At 47.5% G+C, this 15,700-nt stretch carries 14 protein-coding genes; 10 read left to right on the top strand and 4 right to left on the bottom strand.

Annotated elements, in window-relative coordinates:
* Window positions 1–50: 50 nt before the first annotated feature.
* On the bottom strand, window positions 51–1,424 hold the full coding sequence (locus tag ACJJJA_RS12085) for an NAD-dependent succinate-semialdehyde dehydrogenase (RefSeq protein WP_444904745.1): 1,374 nt from the start codon (window positions 1,422–1,424) through the stop codon (window positions 51–53).
* A 281-nt stretch (window positions 1,425–1,705) separates the two neighbouring features.
* On the opposite strand from ACJJJA_RS12085, the gene ACJJJA_RS12080 reads away from it, so the two are divergent.
* Window positions 1,706–2,494 carry a CLCA_X family protein gene (locus tag ACJJJA_RS12080; protein WP_444904744.1) on the top strand — a complete coding sequence of 263 codons (789 nt, stop codon included), beginning with the start codon at window positions 1,706–1,708 and terminating at the stop codon, window positions 2,492–2,494.
* Window positions 2,495–2,532: 38 nt separating this feature from the next.
* Here ACJJJA_RS12080 and ACJJJA_RS12075 read toward each other — a convergent pair whose 3' ends face one another.
* The 3 genes from ACJJJA_RS12075 to ACJJJA_RS12065 form a co-directional block, all read right to left on the bottom strand.
* On the bottom strand, window positions 2,533–3,177 hold the full coding sequence (locus tag ACJJJA_RS12075; protein ID WP_444904743.1) for a CatA-like O-acetyltransferase: 645 nt from the start codon (window positions 3,175–3,177) through the stop codon (window positions 2,533–2,535).
* A 125-nt stretch (window positions 3,178–3,302) separates the two neighbouring features.
* Window positions 3,303–4,367: an FAD-dependent oxidoreductase gene (locus ACJJJA_RS12070; RefSeq protein ID WP_444904742.1), complete on the bottom strand. Its 1,065-nt coding sequence runs from the start codon at window positions 4,365–4,367 to the stop codon at window positions 3,303–3,305.
* Between the two features lie 164 nt (window positions 4,368–4,531).
* Window positions 4,532–5,089, bottom strand: coding sequence for a MarR family winged helix-turn-helix transcriptional regulator (locus tag ACJJJA_RS12065; protein WP_252085909.1), 558 nt, complete (start codon window positions 5,087–5,089; stop codon window positions 4,532–4,534).
* Window positions 5,090–5,510: 421 nt separating this feature from the next.
* Between ACJJJA_RS12065 and ectA the strand changes: the two genes are divergently transcribed.
* The 9 genes from ectA (at window position 5,511) to rimK (ending at window position 15,697) form a co-directional block, all read left to right on the top strand.
* Window positions 5,511–6,020, top strand: coding sequence for a diaminobutyrate acetyltransferase (gene ectA / locus ACJJJA_RS12060; protein ID WP_444904741.1), 510 nt, complete (start codon window positions 5,511–5,513; stop codon window positions 6,018–6,020).
* A 13-nt stretch (window positions 6,021–6,033) separates the two neighbouring features.
* The gene (gene ectB / locus ACJJJA_RS12055; protein WP_444904740.1) at window positions 6,034–7,329 is read left to right on the top strand and encodes a diaminobutyrate--2-oxoglutarate transaminase; all 1,296 of its coding nucleotides are present in this window, start codon (window positions 6,034–6,036) and stop codon (window positions 7,327–7,329) included.
* Between the two features lie 95 nt (window positions 7,330–7,424).
* Window positions 7,425–7,826, top strand: coding sequence for an ectoine synthase (locus ACJJJA_RS12050; protein WP_444886172.1), 402 nt, complete (start codon window positions 7,425–7,427; stop codon window positions 7,824–7,826).
* Between the two features lie 27 nt (window positions 7,827–7,853).
* Entirely contained in the window at window positions 7,854–8,771 is a 918-nt protein-coding gene (gene thpD, locus ACJJJA_RS12045) for an ectoine hydroxylase (protein WP_444904739.1), read from the top strand.
* Between the two features lie 75 nt (window positions 8,772–8,846).
* Window positions 8,847–10,277, top strand: coding sequence for an aspartate kinase (locus ACJJJA_RS12040; protein WP_444904738.1), 1,431 nt, complete (start codon window positions 8,847–8,849; stop codon window positions 10,275–10,277).
* Window positions 10,262–11,179: a TPR end-of-group domain-containing protein gene (locus tag ACJJJA_RS12035; protein ID WP_444886169.1), complete on the top strand. Its 918-nt coding sequence runs from the start codon at window positions 10,262–10,264 to the stop codon at window positions 11,177–11,179. Before ACJJJA_RS12040 ends, ACJJJA_RS12035 begins: the two co-directional genes overlap by 16 nt.
* A 74-nt stretch (window positions 11,180–11,253) precedes the next feature.
* Window positions 11,254–12,792: a molybdopterin-dependent oxidoreductase gene (locus ACJJJA_RS12030; protein ID WP_444904737.1), complete on the top strand. Its 1,539-nt coding sequence runs from the start codon at window positions 11,254–11,256 to the stop codon at window positions 12,790–12,792.
* Between the two features lie 147 nt (window positions 12,793–12,939).
* The gene (locus ACJJJA_RS12025) at window positions 12,940–14,367 is read left to right on the top strand and encodes a sodium/proline symporter (protein ID WP_444904736.1); all 1,428 of its coding nucleotides are present in this window, start codon (window positions 12,940–12,942) and stop codon (window positions 14,365–14,367) included.
* A gap of 418 nt (window positions 14,368–14,785) precedes the next feature.
* Window positions 14,786–15,697, top strand: coding sequence for a 30S ribosomal protein S6--L-glutamate ligase (gene rimK / locus ACJJJA_RS12020; RefSeq protein WP_444888929.1), 912 nt, complete (start codon window positions 14,786–14,788; stop codon window positions 15,695–15,697).
* Window positions 15,698–15,700: the final 3 nt, after the last annotated feature.

The raw sequence follows: 15,700 nt of genomic DNA, 5'->3' as shown, positions 1-15,700 counted from the left end.
CCGTTTAAAACCCCTGTGATTTCACAGGGGCAATAGGAGCGGCTAACTGCTCAGTTAAAATGTCGTATCAACTTCTGGTTCACAAACTCTTTGATGCCCAGCTCACCCAGTTCACGGCCGTAACCGGATTTTTTTACACCACCCATTGGCATGCTCGCATAGCTTGAGGCCACATGGTTGACGAAGGCAGTTCCACATTCGAGTTTTTCAGCCACTCGCTGCCCCCTCTCGTGATCCTTGGTATAGACCGAGCCTCCCAGGCCAAAGCGGCTATCGTTGGCCATCTCAATAGCTGCCTTCTCATCTTTTACCACCCAGACGCAAGCGATGGGTCCAAAGAGTTCCTCCTCGGCCGCAGGTGAGCCTGCCGGTATATCGGTTAGAATGCCAGGCTCAATAAACGCCCCATTGCGCTTCCCGCCTACCAGCAAGTGAGCCCCGGCTTTCACTGACTCACTGACCTGCTCTTCCAGTTGCTCCGCGGCTTTTTCGGTGCACAAGGGCCCGTAATCTGTGGTGTCCTCAAGGGGGTCACCCGGTTTCAATTGTTCAAACAGTTTGGTGACTCGCCCAAGGAATTCATCGGCAATAGGCTCCGTCAGGATGATTCTCTTTGCAGCCAAGCAGATTTGGCCGCAATTTCCAAGCTTACCTTCCACAAATCGCTCAACGGTCAAATCCATATCTGCATCTTCGAGTACGATAAATGGGTCCACACCACCGAGTTCCATCACGGTTTTCTTAACATTGCGCCCTGCCTGCTCAGCAACCTTCGCGCCCGCTGCATTGCTGCCTGTAAAAGATATCCCTTTTACCCGATCATCATCGATAATTGGTGCGGCACCTGCGGAAGTAATTGGCAAGTTGGTGTAGACCCCCTTGGGCACACCGGCATCGAATAAAAGTTGCTCAAATGCCTCAGCACACTGGGGAACATTTGAGGCGTGTTTCGTTAGAACAACATTGCCGGCGATTAAGTTGGCTGCGGTAAAGCGGGAAGGCTGGTAGAAAGGAAAGTTCCACGGTTGGATACCATAGACAACACCGAGGGGTTGAAATACCAGCGTGCCCTCCCCCTCCCGGGTAGAAAGGTGTTGCGGAGCCAAAATCTTCTCACCTTCCTCGGCATAATAAGCAAAAATCTCTGCGCAGAGCGCTAATTCGCCCAGCCCATCGTTAACCTTTTTGCCCATCTCCTGTGCCATTAATTTGGCTAGCTCATCGGCACGCTCCTCGAATAGCTGACCAGCGCGCCTGAGTATTGTTGCTCGCTCACTAAAGCTTCGTTTACTCCACTCCACGAAAGCGTTATCCGCTCGGCCAATAGCTTTATCGAGCTCATCTGGAGTCATCTCATGAAAAGTCTTTAAGGTTTCACCGTTTAATGGATTGATAGAGATCAGAGGGCGCTTGGACTTGACCATAGTTAGACTCCCGGTGAATTACCGATTTTGACAGGCAAGATAAAACTGCTACAGGCAGAAGTAGGTGTAAAAGCTCTAAGGGCTCTTGATTCGATTTTCCACAATAAGCAACTTCAGGGCATTTAGAGTCACCAAAGGCTTAGGAAAAGGAGCTTTTAGGTGCCTGGCCAAAGTGTAGCCGTTTATTCGGGGCCCGATCAGGTAACCCTCTTGTGGAGCAGGTCGAGCTTGTAATAGTATCCCGGGCAAACTCCAGTCATCCGTTCTCACCTAAGCTAGCTATGGTAGCAACCCGAAAATTTTATCGCCGTGGACCGGATGTGCGCGGTAGTGAGCAGGTATCCTTTGTCGATGTTCGCAGGCGTTTTGGCTTTAGATCTATAGCCATTGGCCGCTGGGTGACTGCTGAAGAGCGCGATCGTGCAGCTGGGTTGTTTTATGATGCACTTTCCGACTTAATGGTCATACTGCAGGGGCCCGAAACATTGATCTCCCTGCGCGGGAACCTCTCTTTTCAATACGGTATTGGTGGTCGCCCTGGAGTCTCCGCATTTTATGACCCTTCAGCCAAGTCGTTTTCCCTGGCTAAAAATGCTGGTCCAGGAGCTATTGCCCATGAGTGGTTTCATGCACTGGATCACTATCTTGCGCAAAAAGCATTTAGCGACACTTCGAGTAGCATGTATGCCTCTGAGGCCTGGCTACGCGATGCAACCCCGGTACCCCACCCTCTGAATGACCTGCTTTTTGCATGCTTTAAAACGGTGATGCTGGATGAAGGTGGCAATAACCCAAGTGAACTGGTGAAAGCTTCTGTTAACGTCGATAAAGTAAATGGCTCTATTTATTACAGCCAGCCAGTAGAACTTTGTGCCAGGGCTTTTGAGGCCTTTATTCAGGATTCCAGTATCAATAATAATTTTTTGGTTGCAGGCTCTAAAGCCAGCCAGGAGGCAAAACTAGGCTTATATCCGCAGGGTCAGCAGCGTCTAAGAATTAATCAGGCTTTTACGGCTTATTTTTCCTGCTTGGGAAATAGCCTTTGGTCATTAATGCGAGCCAATCAGTAATATTGACTTGCTTGCATTAACTAGAAGATTCGTCGTCCTTACTTTAAGAGTTTAATTTTATCTTCCAGTTGCGTTTTGAATTGATACAGATGAATGGCGTCAAGAAAGCAATGATTTACCTCAGTATGTAATGAGGTCATAAGTCGGTTGGCTTGTTGTTGGTACTTACCCCAGGCAATAAAAGGTATCCCTGGATCACAGTTTTCTTGTTGGACCGGTTTCACTTGCATGCTTGAAAAGTCACCCCAGGGGTAGCAGGTGATATTCAAAATATCGTAGCGATCCATAAATGTATTTACCGGGAGGTATTCTGATTGATCTTTTGAGAGTTGCTTTGCTTTTTTGACGAAGTCAATGAGGTGCGTTTCCATTTCAGCCATGACAAGCTTAAAGAGATCATCATTTTTATTCAAATCGGTGAACAGCGGATGCAATATATCGAACTCGAAGGGTTGGCCATCAACTACCCTATGCCTAAATCCGGCTATCTCATTTGCGGTTTGAGTAACAAGAAAAATAAGGCTGTAATAAAAAGATATTGTATTTTTCTTACAAAAAAAGGCTAACTTCGTAACATCTAGAGGCTGGGTTAAACTTAAACGGGTCGATCCAGCACTACTCATAAAGAATTTAAAGTGGTCCCCTCTATTCCAGCTTTCAATATCTATCGGTGTGGCGGGCATCTTCATTCCTGGTAATCATTGTGTCTCAATATTCAAGAGAATGTTAATACTCTATCTTGACTTCTCATTCGCTCAAGGGGAGTAAAATCAGCGATAGGTTGTTCACAATTAGAGTTCGCGATTGATTAAATCGCAGTCCATTGCTTCATAAAGGCCCGATGGACGGCAGGGATTGAGGAGATTGCTTTAAACGATAACCATAAAAGGGATTTTGCCATGGGATTTGCGGAAGAAATTAAATGCCGTGCCAACTCAGTTTTCTTCACCACAGCTTTACCTGCTGCATGACGTAACCGTGAGTATTCATTAACGCTCCCGTTAGTGATTGCCGTTGCTGCAGCAATCGCATCCGCCATACCAAGATTCATACCCTTCCCACCAACAGGAGAATGACAATGTGCAGCATCCCCTGCCAGTAAAATCCGGCCCTTACGGTAAGATTCGGCCTGCCGTATTGAGATTTTGAAGGCTGCTGTTCGTCGAACGTTGGTGATATCCAAGGGTAGTTTTATTGCTGACAGAGCATCTTCTGTCGAGGATGCGATACGCGCGCGGTGCTTTTCGATTGGCAATATCAGGGAAAACTGGTTATCAGGCCCATAGAGATCCAAAGTGATCTCTTCTGGATCGAAGTCACCCGCCAAATCCACATCTGCTATGGACCATTTGCTGGGTAAGTCTATTCCCGGATAGGGGATTTTCAACTGTTCGCGGGCTGCTGATTGGATGCCATCGGCAGCAATCACCCAGTCGAATGAGTCGCTGGTATTATTTGAAAAACTAACCAATGCGCTGTCTTGCGTGGTACTTATACCGGTAACTGAGAGCCCATACTCAACCTCAACTCCTTTGCCGGATAGCACATCACGCAGGATTCCCTCGGTGCGGTTTTGCGGCAAACCGAGCGGCACCCTCTTCCTGAATTCATTGCCACTGTTATCCAGATAAACGAGGGTCCTCTCATCGCGTAAAATATGCATTTTCTTGAGGGGCATGGCCTCAGCAAGGAGTGGATCTGCAGCACCCAGCTCGCCCAAAGCATCTATAGTCGCAGGCATAATGCCAACCGCTCGGGAGAGTTCCGAGGGCGCATTTTTACGCTCAACAATACGACAATTCATCCCCTTGTAGGCTAAAGCGTTTGCAGCAGTTAACCCGGTGGGGCCAGCACCAATAACCAGAATGTCCATATTCACCACTTACAATCTATGAAGAGGTGCTCGAGGCAGCAGTACATGCAAGTGCCTCCACTCAACTACAAAGAGCAATTGCTGCAAGCTTAGACAACTTTGACATGGGGCTCAGCAACCTTGGGTAGAACCGGTTGCTGATACCCACAAAGGGGGCGGGGGTACTAGGGTGTTTCTCTCCCAGGTTTTTCCGCTGAATCAGCTACTTCGCCATACCCCAAGGAAGAACTTGACTTATCCATAGCTGCTCCCTGCCTGTCTAAAACACCGATATCCAGAACAGGGGAGGCATCAATATGCTGGGCATCCATCATCTGGGCTACACGCTGGAGCGAAGCAATGATCATACTCTGCTCCCAATCCTTCAGATCACCAAATTGGCGGGCGAATTGATCTTGGAGCGGGATAGGTGCATCTCTCAGTGTTTCTGCAGCTTGATCTGTGAGGTAAGCATGCACTTTACGCTTATCTGATTGAGAGCGCTGGCGATAGACAAGCCCCCTTTTCTCAAGACGATCCAAGATGTTGGTCACTGTAGCTTGACTGAGGCTCACTTCGTTGGCCAGTTCACCGATGGTGACTTCGCCCTTATTTCTAATGGCCTGTAATAATAACACCTGGGGAGCGGTCAGGCCTGTTGTTTTGGCCAGGTGCTTGGAGTGTAAATCTGTGGCTCTTATTACACGCCGAAGGGCCACTAGCACTTGTTCAATACTGTTCAAAGCTACCTCTCAATCTCAGAATCAGGGCGATTGGGCGGATTATATAACCCTATATCCTAATTACTAAACGCTTTGAGCCTCCCGAAAAAATATCTTCACTACTAAACAATCGCCAAGTACCCCGCTACCCCTTCAAAGTTCTGAAGTGGGGCGAAGCACCATCTTTAGGTATTTCTGCCCACTCAAAGGGTATACAACCTGCGAATCTGCCCAATTTCTGTGCAAAAAATGTGATCAGGTCCTATCTAGTCGCCCTAGACTTTATATTTAATTTGTGTACGATATTTAGCACTCTAACTATTTTAGCAAGCATTTCAGCATCTAAAAGATGAATAAAGCGTAAAAAACACTCTAAAAGAGTAATTTTTGCATAGTCAAATATTTAGAGCTGGAAGTATAATTTGTCGTTCAGGTTGTTATTTTGTCTAGTTCAGAAAGTATTTCTTTGAGAGCGCCATCCCTGGAGGATGGCATGTCTGTTCACAAGTTGATTGAGAGCTGTCCACCTCTGGATGCCAACTCAAGCTACTGCAACCTCCTCCAGTGCAGTCACTTTGCCGACACTTCAGTGATCGCAGAAGCAGGCGATAAGAAGCTGGGGTTTATCTCCGGTTACTTGATCCCTGGCCGCACAGATACCCTGTTTATTTGGCAGGTTGCCGTGTCGGAAAAGGCAAGAGGGCTGGGGTTAGCCTCTCTCATGCTCAAAAATATCATCGAGCGCCCTCAGTGCAGATCAGTGAGATTTATCGAGACAACGATCACTGAACATAACCTCCCTTCCTGGGCCCTCTTCCAGAGCGCTGCAGAGAAGCTCTCAGCAAGCCTCCAATCCTCCCCCTGGATGGACTCCCAGACCCACTTTGATGGTCTGCATGACTCCGAAACCCGTGTGCGTATCGGGCCTATTGCTCAAACAAAAACAGCTTAAAAGAGAGATAACTATGAAAATTTTTGATGAGATTGAATCTGAAGTACAAAGTTACGCCCGCTCTTTTCCGCGAGTATTCAATCGTGCAAAAGGCGAACTCATGTGGGACGAGGAGGGGAATCAGTATCTGGATTTTCTAGCTGGTGCCGGTACTCTCAATTATGGGCACAACAATCCGCTATTTAAGCGGGCTCTGCAGGACTACATTCAGAGTGATGGCATTACCCATGGTTTGGATATGCACACCAAAGCCAAGGGTGAGTTCCTGCAAGCACTTAACGATAAAATTCTCAAGCCACGCAATATGGAATACGTGGTTCAGTTTACTGGCCCAACCGGGACAAATGCGGTTGAAGCAGCAATGAAAATTGCCCGCAATGTTACCGGACAGCAAAATATTGTGACTTTTACCAATGGTTTTCACGGTGTGAGTTTGGGCTCCCTGGCAGCTACCGGTAACTCCCACCACAGGGATGCTGCTGGGGTTAGCTTGAATGGCACTCATCGCATGCCCTATGACAACTATCTTGGCAAAAATATTGATACTACAGAGTATCTCGACAAGGTGCTTACAGACTCCAGCAGCGGAATCAATTCTCCCGCGGCGATTATCGTCGAAACCGTTCAGGGTGAAGGAGGCATTAATGCGGCCAGTATCGAGTGGTTGAGAAACCTACAAGCTGTGTGTAAAAAGCACGGGCTGCTCTTTATCGTCGATGATATTCAGGCTGGCTGTGGCCGCACTGGAAATTTTTTCAGTTTCGAAGAAGCCGGTATCGAGCCTGACATTATTACTCTCTCCAAGTCACTTAGTGGCTACGGGCTGCCCTTTGCCCTGGTTTTAATGAAGCCCGAATTAGACCAATGGAAACCTGGTGAGCACAACGGCACATTTCGTGGAAACAATCTGGCTTTTGTTACGGCCAAAGCGGCAATTGATCACTATTGGTCAGATGATAACTTTTCGCGGGAAATCAAGCGTAAAGGGAAGTACATCTCCGAGCGGTTGGCAAGTATTGTCAGTCAATATGGTGAGGGTAACTTCACCACTAAAGGCCGTGGCATGTTCCAAGGTATTGATTGTGTGAGTGGCGAACTTGCAGAAAAGATTACCAAACTCGCCTTCAAGCAGGGGTTAATCATTGAAACTAGTGGCGCAGATGATCAAATCGTTAAGCTGCTCTGCCCTCTGGTCATCACTGACCAGAACCTTAAGAAAGGTATCGACATTATTGAATCAGCAATTCGAGAAGTCTGTGCTGGAGAGCAGGATATCCCTGAAGAAAGAGTCTATTTCGAGGCCTGCTAGACCCAATTGTATCCAAAACTCAATGATCCAGCTGGAAAGCTAAGCCTGCTGATAACCAGGCTATATAGTTACACATACAACATAACGGAATATTCATGATTGTTAGAAATCTACAAGAAGCCAAAAAATCAAACCGAAGAATCGTCTCGCCAGATGGCAATTGGGAGAGTACACGCCTACTTTTAAAGGATGATGGCGTTGGTTTCTCCTTCCACATCACCACCATATACACCGGTGCTGACTTCCAAATGCACTATCAAAACCACCTGGAAGCAGTTTACTGCGTTTCCGGGAGAGGAGAGGTGGAGACGATGGATGATGGGAAAAAGCACCCTATCGAGCCTGGTACCATCTATGTCCTCGACAAACATGATCGGCACACTTTGAGGGCATTTGAAGAAATGACCATGGCCTGCGTGTTTAACCCTCCTTTGAATGGAAAGGAGGTACACAATTCTGAGGGCGCATATGAACTAGAAGCCGACCCCATTGAATAGGTAGTCAATTACAGGGCAGCAGCTGAAATGAAGTACCTGCTAGAACGCATCCATTCGCTCAGAAATGATATGTACCCCTCCAGAAAACGAGGAGTCGCAGGTCGAGTAACACTGCGTAGAGATCCAGTAGTTTATGGTGGACCAAATCCCCCTCCCCCGCTGGATCTTGAGCAGGTGGACGCCTATAGGCAGCAGGGATATATCGTTCTTGAAAATGTATTTTCTGAGAGGGAGGTTCAGGTCTTTCAAAAAGAGCTGGAAACCCTCAAGGAAGACAATGACATCCGCAGCTCTGATGAACTCATTACGGAGTTAGAAAGTGAAGAGGTGCGCTCGGTATTTCGAATTCATGAACGCAGCAGCCTATTCAGGAAGCTTTCAAGGGATAATCGGATATCAAATATCGCGAGATATATTTTGGATGATGAGGTTTATGTCCATCAATCTCGGGCGAACTATAAACCTGGATTTCGTGGTAAGGATTTCTATTGGCATTCTGACTTTGAAACTTGGCATGTCGAGGATGGAATGCCGCGAATGCGCGCACTCAGTGTATCCGTAATCTTAACCGAGAGCCGGAATTACAACGGCCCATTAATGCTCATTCCGAAGTCCCATCACCACTACATCGGCTGTGATGGTGAAACCCCTGAGGGGCATTATTTAAGTTCTTTAAAAAAACAAGAGCTCGGAATTCCGTCAGATGATCACCTACGCAGGCTGACATCTGAAGGGGGCATAAAATCTGTTACAGGTAAACCTGGCAGTTTAGTCGTATTTGATTGCAACCTGATGCACGGCTCCAGCAGCAATATTAGCCCATATCCGAGATCCAATTTGTTTTTTGTCTTTAATGCATTGAGCAATAAGGTAGAAGACCCATTTTGTAGCCTCCCACCACGGCCAGAATATATCTGCACGAGGAAATCGATTTCTGTTATCTGATATGAAACTCAATCCAGTGGAATTCATCCATTGGATACGCCGTTATCAAGAGAAAGAAAGGACCAGTAAGAGACAATGCATACGATAGAAAAGATTGGTGGCACCTCAATGTCGGACTATGAATCTGTCCGGGACAACATTATTAAAGGTGACTCCAAAAGGCTCTACAATCGTGTTTTTGTAGTTTCAGCTTATGGTGGTATTACCGATCTACTTCTAGAGCATAAAAAGAGTGGCCAGCCTGGTATTTATGGCCTCTTTTCCAGCAGTATTGAGGATGATAGCTGGCTGGTGAAGTTTGGTGAGCTTCGCACACAACTGCGACAGATCAACGATCGTCTATTTGGTGACACTGACTTGCTCAAGGAGGCCAACCTCTTCTTGGATGAGCGTCTGGAAGGGGCTAAAAAGTGCCTTCGAGATTTACAAAGCCTCTGCCAGCATGGCCACTTCTCTCTAGATGCCCACCTGGGAACAGTAAGAGAAATGCTTGCCAGCCTTGGCGAGGCACATAGCGCTTGGAATACATCAAAACTGCTACAGCGGGATGGAGTCAATGCGTGCTTTGTAGATCTAACGGGCTGGCGTACCAGTAAGCACATACCGTTGGATGAGCGCATTCGTGATGCCTTTGCCAACATCGACTTGAATCAACAGTTACCGATTGTTACCGGTTACGCCCACAGCGATAAGGGTCTGCTTATTTCCTTTGACCGGGGTTACAGTGAAATGACCTTTAGCCGCCTTGCTGTACTCACAGGAGCCAAAGAGGCGGTAATTCACAAAGAGTTCCACTTGAGCAGTGCGGACCCTCGCCTAGTTGGACCGGATAACGCTGTGCCTATCGGTCGTACAAATTACGATGTGGCCGATCAACTGGCCAATCTGGGTATGGAGGCAATTCATCCCAAGGCGGCAAAGGGTTTACGCCAGAAGAATATCCCCCTCCGGGTAAAGAATACCTTTGAGCCAGAGCATACCGGTACATTAATCACCCGTGACTATGTGAGTGATTCGCCCTGTGTGGAGATTATTGCCGGCTGTAAAGGTGTCTATGCGCTGGAACTTTTTGATCAGGATATGGCGGGCACGATCCACGATTATGATCGGGAGGTGCTTACGGTAATAAAAAGGTACAAGGCCCATATTGTGTCTAAAAATACCAACGCCAATACCCTAACCCACTTTTTGGCTACGAACCTGAAAACCATAAAGCGTATACAGGCATCTCTGGAAGAGCGCTTCCCAGAAGCAGAATTGAACCAAAGGAAAGTGGCTATTGTTTCCGCCATCGGGAGCGATATGCAAATCCCCGGCGTGCTGGCAAAAGCGGTTCAGTCACTGGCTTCAAACGATATTTCAGTACTCGCCATGCACCATTCTATGCGGCATGTGGACATGCAGTTTGTTGTTAGTGAACCAGATTATGACACTGCCATTAGAACACTTCATGAGGCACTGGTTGAAGTTTATGATCATGGGACCGCGATATGCCTCGCCTCCTAAACACCTGTTTTTTGACTTTTCTTTTGCTTTCCCCGGCTTCCGTTTCCCAGGAAACGGAAGCCGATAATGAAGACAGTGCGCAGAAAGAGGTGGAATCTTTACAGAAGCCGCTCTATACACCATTTATAGAGCGGTATGTGCTGGATGAAATCAAACAGTTGCGTATCGACCAAGCCAAAGCTAAACAAGAGTTGATCCAGCAGATTGTCGACCGGGAGCATAATTCCGTGGACCGAGCGGTTGCTTATGCAACCGATACGGTCACCTACTTCTTTTACCTCATAGCCGCCGCCACCTCCATATTGGTCTTAGTGGGTTGGCGATCGCTACAAGATATTAAAGAGCGTGTGCACTCCCTAGCGGATGAGGAGATATCAAAGCTGGTTCAAGAATATGAAAAACGTCTGGAGGTCATAGAGAGTCAATTGCAACAAAAGACCCAGCACATTGAAGAGAATCGCGAAGAAATTGAGCTGACTCAAGAAGTGCAATCTCTCTGGCTGCGCGCTCAGCAGGAATCCTCAATCGCCAACAAGATCGCGATTTATGATGAGATTCTGCGTCTTCGTCATGAAGATGTTGAAGCGTTGACATACAAAGCTGATGCAGTGCTGGAGTTGAACGAGCCCCAATGGGCTGCAAATCTTTGTCAGCAAGCCCTAGGTATTGATCCAGATAATAGCCATGCCTTCTACCAGCTAGCTTGTGCCTATACGGCTATGGAGCAGTTTGATGAAGCGCTACGGTATCTGGCTGAGGCTATTAAGAGGCGAGAAAGTTATCGGGATGAAATTCTCAGTGACAATGCCTTACAGCCACTGGCGGTAAGTGACGTTTTCAAGGATCTAGACAAGGTTATTGCTCAAACCCCGCCGCCACATAGCCGCGAAAAAGATACTTAGCAAGCTGTCACCTTGGCATTTTAAAGCTATAAGACTATGTGAACTCAAGTATCAATACGCGGATCAATAAAGCCATGAGTGAATCAAGCCTTGATGAAAGCCGCCGTGGCTTTCTAAGAGCCATGACCGCAGCTACAGGCGCCTTACTAACCCCCTCTGCAAGTGTTGCTCTTACTCCCCCATCAACGTCCAAATTGCCAAGTGGAGTTAACCCCAAAAATTTCATTATTCATGGGATTAACCCACTGACAATAGAAACCCGTCGATCTTTGATGGGCATGAGCGCTATCACCCCTGAGGCCCGGTTTTTTGTGCGCAACAATTTGCCATTGCCCTCCCCCCAGATTGTTGAACGACCGGACACCTGGATGCTTGAAGTCAAAGGCGTAAAGCAGCCCACTGCTATCTCTGTTGCAGAGCTGAAAGGGCTGGGTTTAGATGCCATCGGTGCAGTTATTCAATGTACAGGCAACGGCCGCGCTTTTTTCGAGCATGAACCGGCAGGCTCTAAATGGGGAGTTGGCGCAGCCGGCTGCGCTATCTGGACAGGCGTTCGGCTGAAAACCCTGTTTGATCATTTTGGCGGTGTGGATGCGGGCATGAACTTTTTGACCGCTACTGGAGGCGAGATCATTCCTGAGGGGATGGAGCGCAATGACCTGGTCGTAGAGCGATCAATCCCTATCAAGAAGGCGTTGGACGATACTATATTGGCCTGGGAAATGAATGGCGCTCCAATACCGCTACTGCATGGTGGCCCCTTACGGCTCATCGTTCCAGGTTATTTCGGCTGTAACAATATTAAGTACGTTAAGACTCTCACCTGCGCACCGCAAGAATCCGAGGCCAAAATCCAAAAAACGGGTTACCGCCTTAGACCCATTGGCGCTCCCCCTGGCCCAGACTACCCAAGCATGTGGCGTATGCCTGTAAAGTCTTGGGTAAATGGCCCGGGTGCAGACAATACCCCAGCTCTAGCTGGAGAAGTGACTTTCTACGGTGTTGCGCTTTCTGGTGAACGCGGCGTGAAGAAAGTAGAAATCTCGCTCGATATGGGCAAAACCTGGCAGGGTGCAGCGCTAGAGGATTTGGACCTCGGCCCCAACGCTTGGCGAGTTTTTTCTTATACCGTGAATTTACCAAAGGGTCCGCACACCATCGTCTCGCGCGCCACAGATACCCAAGGGGATATCCAACCTAAAGAACGTGTAGAGAACGAACGCGGATATGCACACAACGGCTGGCTGGATGCAGCACTTACGGTAAACCTGTTGGGCGAGTTACCCAAGGAGAAAGTTGCAGCAACCGATCAACATATGGTGAAAGAAGAAAGCACCCCCCCAGAGCGTGAATCGGTTTCTTTATCTGCAGAGGGTCAAGCCGGAAAGCAAGTCTACCTCGATTCTCAACCTTCTTGTGGAGCTTGCCATACCTTGAAAGATGCCGGCTCTGAGGGCCTTATTGGCCCCAACCTTAATGAATTAAAACCCAATGCAGAAAGCGTGAAAAACGCTGTTACCAATGGCGTTGGCGCTATGCCGGCATACAATGACTTGATGACGAAAGAGCAGATAAGTTCTTTGGCAACTTATATTGAGGAGGCTACAAAATAGTGAGGTGGTCAAATGTATCCCGAGCACATTGTTTATTTGATTTAACTAATTGATGTGTTAAATAAAAAAATAAAAGCTAGAACGTAAAAATGCACGAAATTTGTGTTTCAAAAATAAAAACAAAAATTGCTAAAATAAGGATTATCATTGGTTTATTCATTTGTTGGGTTTTTATTATTATTCGTGCTGGTAGGTGTATTCTCAGCGCTTTTTAGTCGCAACACCAAGGCCGATTATTACCTGGCTAGCAGTGGAGTTCCCCCCTGGTTAGTAGGCCTGTCGGCAGTGGCGACTAACAATAGCGGTTATATGTTCATCGGGGTTATTGGTTATACCTACATGACCGGGTTCGCTTCTGTCTGGTTAATGGTGGGCTGGATCGCTGGTGACTTTATTGCTTCACTTTATGTACACAAAAGAATAACAACTGCCACTGACTCAAGTGGTGAAGTCAGCTATGCCGGCGTGCTTAGCAATTGGTATGGGCAAAATCACTCTGCCCTACAGCGGATTATAGGTATCATATCTTTACTATTCTTGCTCACCTATGCATCAGCACAGATGGTTGCCGGCAGTAAGGCGCTACATGTACTACTGGACTGGCCTCTCTGGTCTGGCGCTGTGGTTGGGGCGTTGCTGGTATGTCTTTATTGCCTGGCCGGCGGCATACGCGCTTCCATTTGGACTGATGCTGCACAGTCGATTGTTATGATCGTCGCTATGGGCACACTTCTAGCCGTAGCCCTTATCAGCCTGGGAGGTGTCTCAAGTGCAATGGGGCAAATGCAAGCCGTCGAGGGATTTACGAACTGGTTTCCCCAAGATCTGGCCTTTTCTGGTTGGGGCGGGCTCGTTATTTTTGTCATCAGTTGGGGGATTGCGGGGCTATCTGTGATTGGCCAGCCCCACATAATGGTCCGCTTCATGACTCTGAGTGATCCCGGCAAAATGCGCACGGCGCGGGGCTGGTACTACCTGTGGTTTGTTCTCTTTTACTCCATGGCCACAGGGGTCGGCTTGCTATCCAGGGTTTTCATCGCCGATTCCGGCAGCTTTGATGCTGAGCTAGCATTGCCGACCATGGCCATAGAATTGCTGCCACCGATCGTAGTTGGGTTGATCCTGGCTGGCATCTTTGCTGCAACCATGTCCACTGCGGACTCATTACTTCTCAGCTGTTCGGCAGCTATTACCCATGACATACTGCCACATAAAATTGAAAAGACCTGGCTTTTAAAGGTCACCACTGTGTGCATTACCGCTGTGGCTCTAACCCTAGCATTAACTAACAATCAAAGCGTCTTCAGCTTGGTGATATTCTCTTGGTCCGGACTTGCCAGTGCATTTGGTCCTCTATTATTGGTGCTGTGCCTTGGCGAGAGACCCTCCCAAGCTATCTCTGTAACAGCAGTTATCGCCGGATTTATGGCCGCGATTATCTGGCGAATGCTAGGGCTTCACGGCCTACTCTATGAAGGGCTGCCTGGAATTATCGTTGGGCTTATGGTTTTTTATCTGGCAAAGCTTATTCCCCGGCCACTGGCTTTAGCTGAGTCGAACCATCCCACTAGCTAGCAGCACTTTCTGTACCTAATTTTGTTTTGGAGCTTTTTGGAAGTTCCAAACTGCTTTTCTCCATTTTAGGTGTAAGGGTGTCGACAAGAAAAAGGGTGACTTGGATACATTCAAGCAGGCCCACCTTAGTACTTGTATGCACCAGAAGAGACTTACCCCAACGTTATAGTAGACACAACTTCAAAGAGCGGTTATAAAGCCGGGCAGCGCTCACTATTGCAAGCAAGCAATTTGCTGAAGACTAAATTTAGTGAGCAACTTGACCTAACTCTCCAAGACTAGAAGCAAGGAAATTGGTCCGTTTTGCGAGAGTCTCAACCACATAACAATCTGTTGACTCCAAGTGGTTGATGTCTGTTTTTTTAGTAAAGCTACATCCATTGCATCAAATAGATCACATAAGCGTAATTTTAAAAATATGAAAATAGCGATCTTATCGAGAAACCCAAAACTTTACTCTACCCGACGCCTGGTTGAGGCAGCAAGTGCGCGCGGCCATGAAGCACAAGTGATTGATCATGTTCGATGTTTTATGGATATGGGAACTGAAAATCCCTCCATTCACTATGGCAATAAAGAGTTTATACCTGGTGATTTCGATGCGGTGATTCCACGGATTGGTTCATCTGTCACTTTCTATGGCACTTCAGTTGTTCGCCAATTTGAGATGATGGGAACCTACTGTGTTAACGAGTCTGTCGCCATATCTCGCTCACGAGACAAACTCCGCTCTATTCAGCTTTTATCGCGAAAAGGCGTGGGGATTCCCATTACCGCCTTCGCTAACTCACCGGATGATATAGAGGGCTTAATTAGAGAAGTGGGTGGTGCTCCTCTGGTCATCAAAGTACTGGAGGGCACTCAGGGCATTGGTGTCGTTCTCGCTGAGACAAAAAAAGCAGCAGAGAGCGTTATCCAGGCTTTCATGGGGGTAAAAAGTAATATTCTTATCCAAGAGTTCATAGAGGAAGCTGGTGGTAGTGATATACGCTGCTTTGTAGTTGGTGGCAAGGTCATTGCTGCTATGCAGAGGACAGCTCCAGAGGGTGAATTTAGATCAAACCTTCACAGGGGTGGAACAGCCAAGCTTGTTAAGCTGTCTCCCGCTGAGAGAGCTAGCGCAGTAAAGGCTGCGAGTATCATGGGGCTAAATGTGTGTGGTGTAGACCTTCTTCGCTCAAGTCGAGGACCATTAATTATGGAGGTAAACTCTTCTCCAGGGTTAAAGGGTATTGAAGAGGCTACTAACAAAGATGTTGCAGGGATGATTATCGAGTTCATCGAAAATAACGCAAGACCCAACAAAACAAGGACTCGCGGTAAGGGATAATAT

Source organism: Microbulbifer mixtoriginis (SeqCode) (assembly GCF_052466865.1).
The sequence above is the reverse complement of the archived record's forward strand: the minus strand, read 5'-3'. Positions and strand labels throughout refer to the sequence as shown.

What these genes read in the sequence shown, in the direction of transcription:
- ACJJJA_RS12085 (WP_444904745.1), bottom strand. Translation starts at nt 1,424, where the DNA reads ATGGTCAAGTCCAAGCGCCCTCTGATCTCTATCAATCCATTAAACGGT.
- ACJJJA_RS12080 (WP_444904744.1), top strand. Translation starts at nt 1,706, where the DNA reads ATGGTAGCAACCCGAAAATTTTATCGCCGTGGACCGGATGTGCGCGGT.
- ACJJJA_RS12075 (WP_444904743.1), bottom strand. Translation starts at nt 3,177, where the DNA reads ATGCCCGCCACACCGATAGATATTGAAAGCTGGAATAGAGGGGACCAC.
- ACJJJA_RS12070 (WP_444904742.1), bottom strand. Translation starts at nt 4,367, where the DNA reads ATGGACATTCTGGTTATTGGTGCTGGCCCCACCGGGTTAACTGCTGCA.
- ectB (WP_444904740.1), top strand. Translation starts at nt 6,034, where the DNA reads ATGAAAATTTTTGATGAGATTGAATCTGAAGTACAAAGTTACGCCCGC.
- ACJJJA_RS12050 (WP_444886172.1), top strand. Translation starts at nt 7,425, where the DNA reads ATGATTGTTAGAAATCTACAAGAAGCCAAAAAATCAAACCGAAGAATC.
- thpD (WP_444904739.1), top strand. Translation starts at nt 7,854, where the DNA reads ATGAAGTACCTGCTAGAACGCATCCATTCGCTCAGAAATGATATGTAC.
- ACJJJA_RS12040 (WP_444904738.1), top strand. Translation starts at nt 8,847, where the DNA reads ATGCATACGATAGAAAAGATTGGTGGCACCTCAATGTCGGACTATGAA.
- ACJJJA_RS12035 (WP_444886169.1), top strand. Translation starts at nt 10,262, where the DNA reads ATGCCTCGCCTCCTAAACACCTGTTTTTTGACTTTTCTTTTGCTTTCC.
- ACJJJA_RS12030 (WP_444904737.1), top strand. Translation starts at nt 11,254, where the DNA reads ATGAGTGAATCAAGCCTTGATGAAAGCCGCCGTGGCTTTCTAAGAGCC.
- rimK (WP_444888929.1), top strand. Translation starts at nt 14,786, where the DNA reads ATGAAAATAGCGATCTTATCGAGAAACCCAAAACTTTACTCTACCCGA.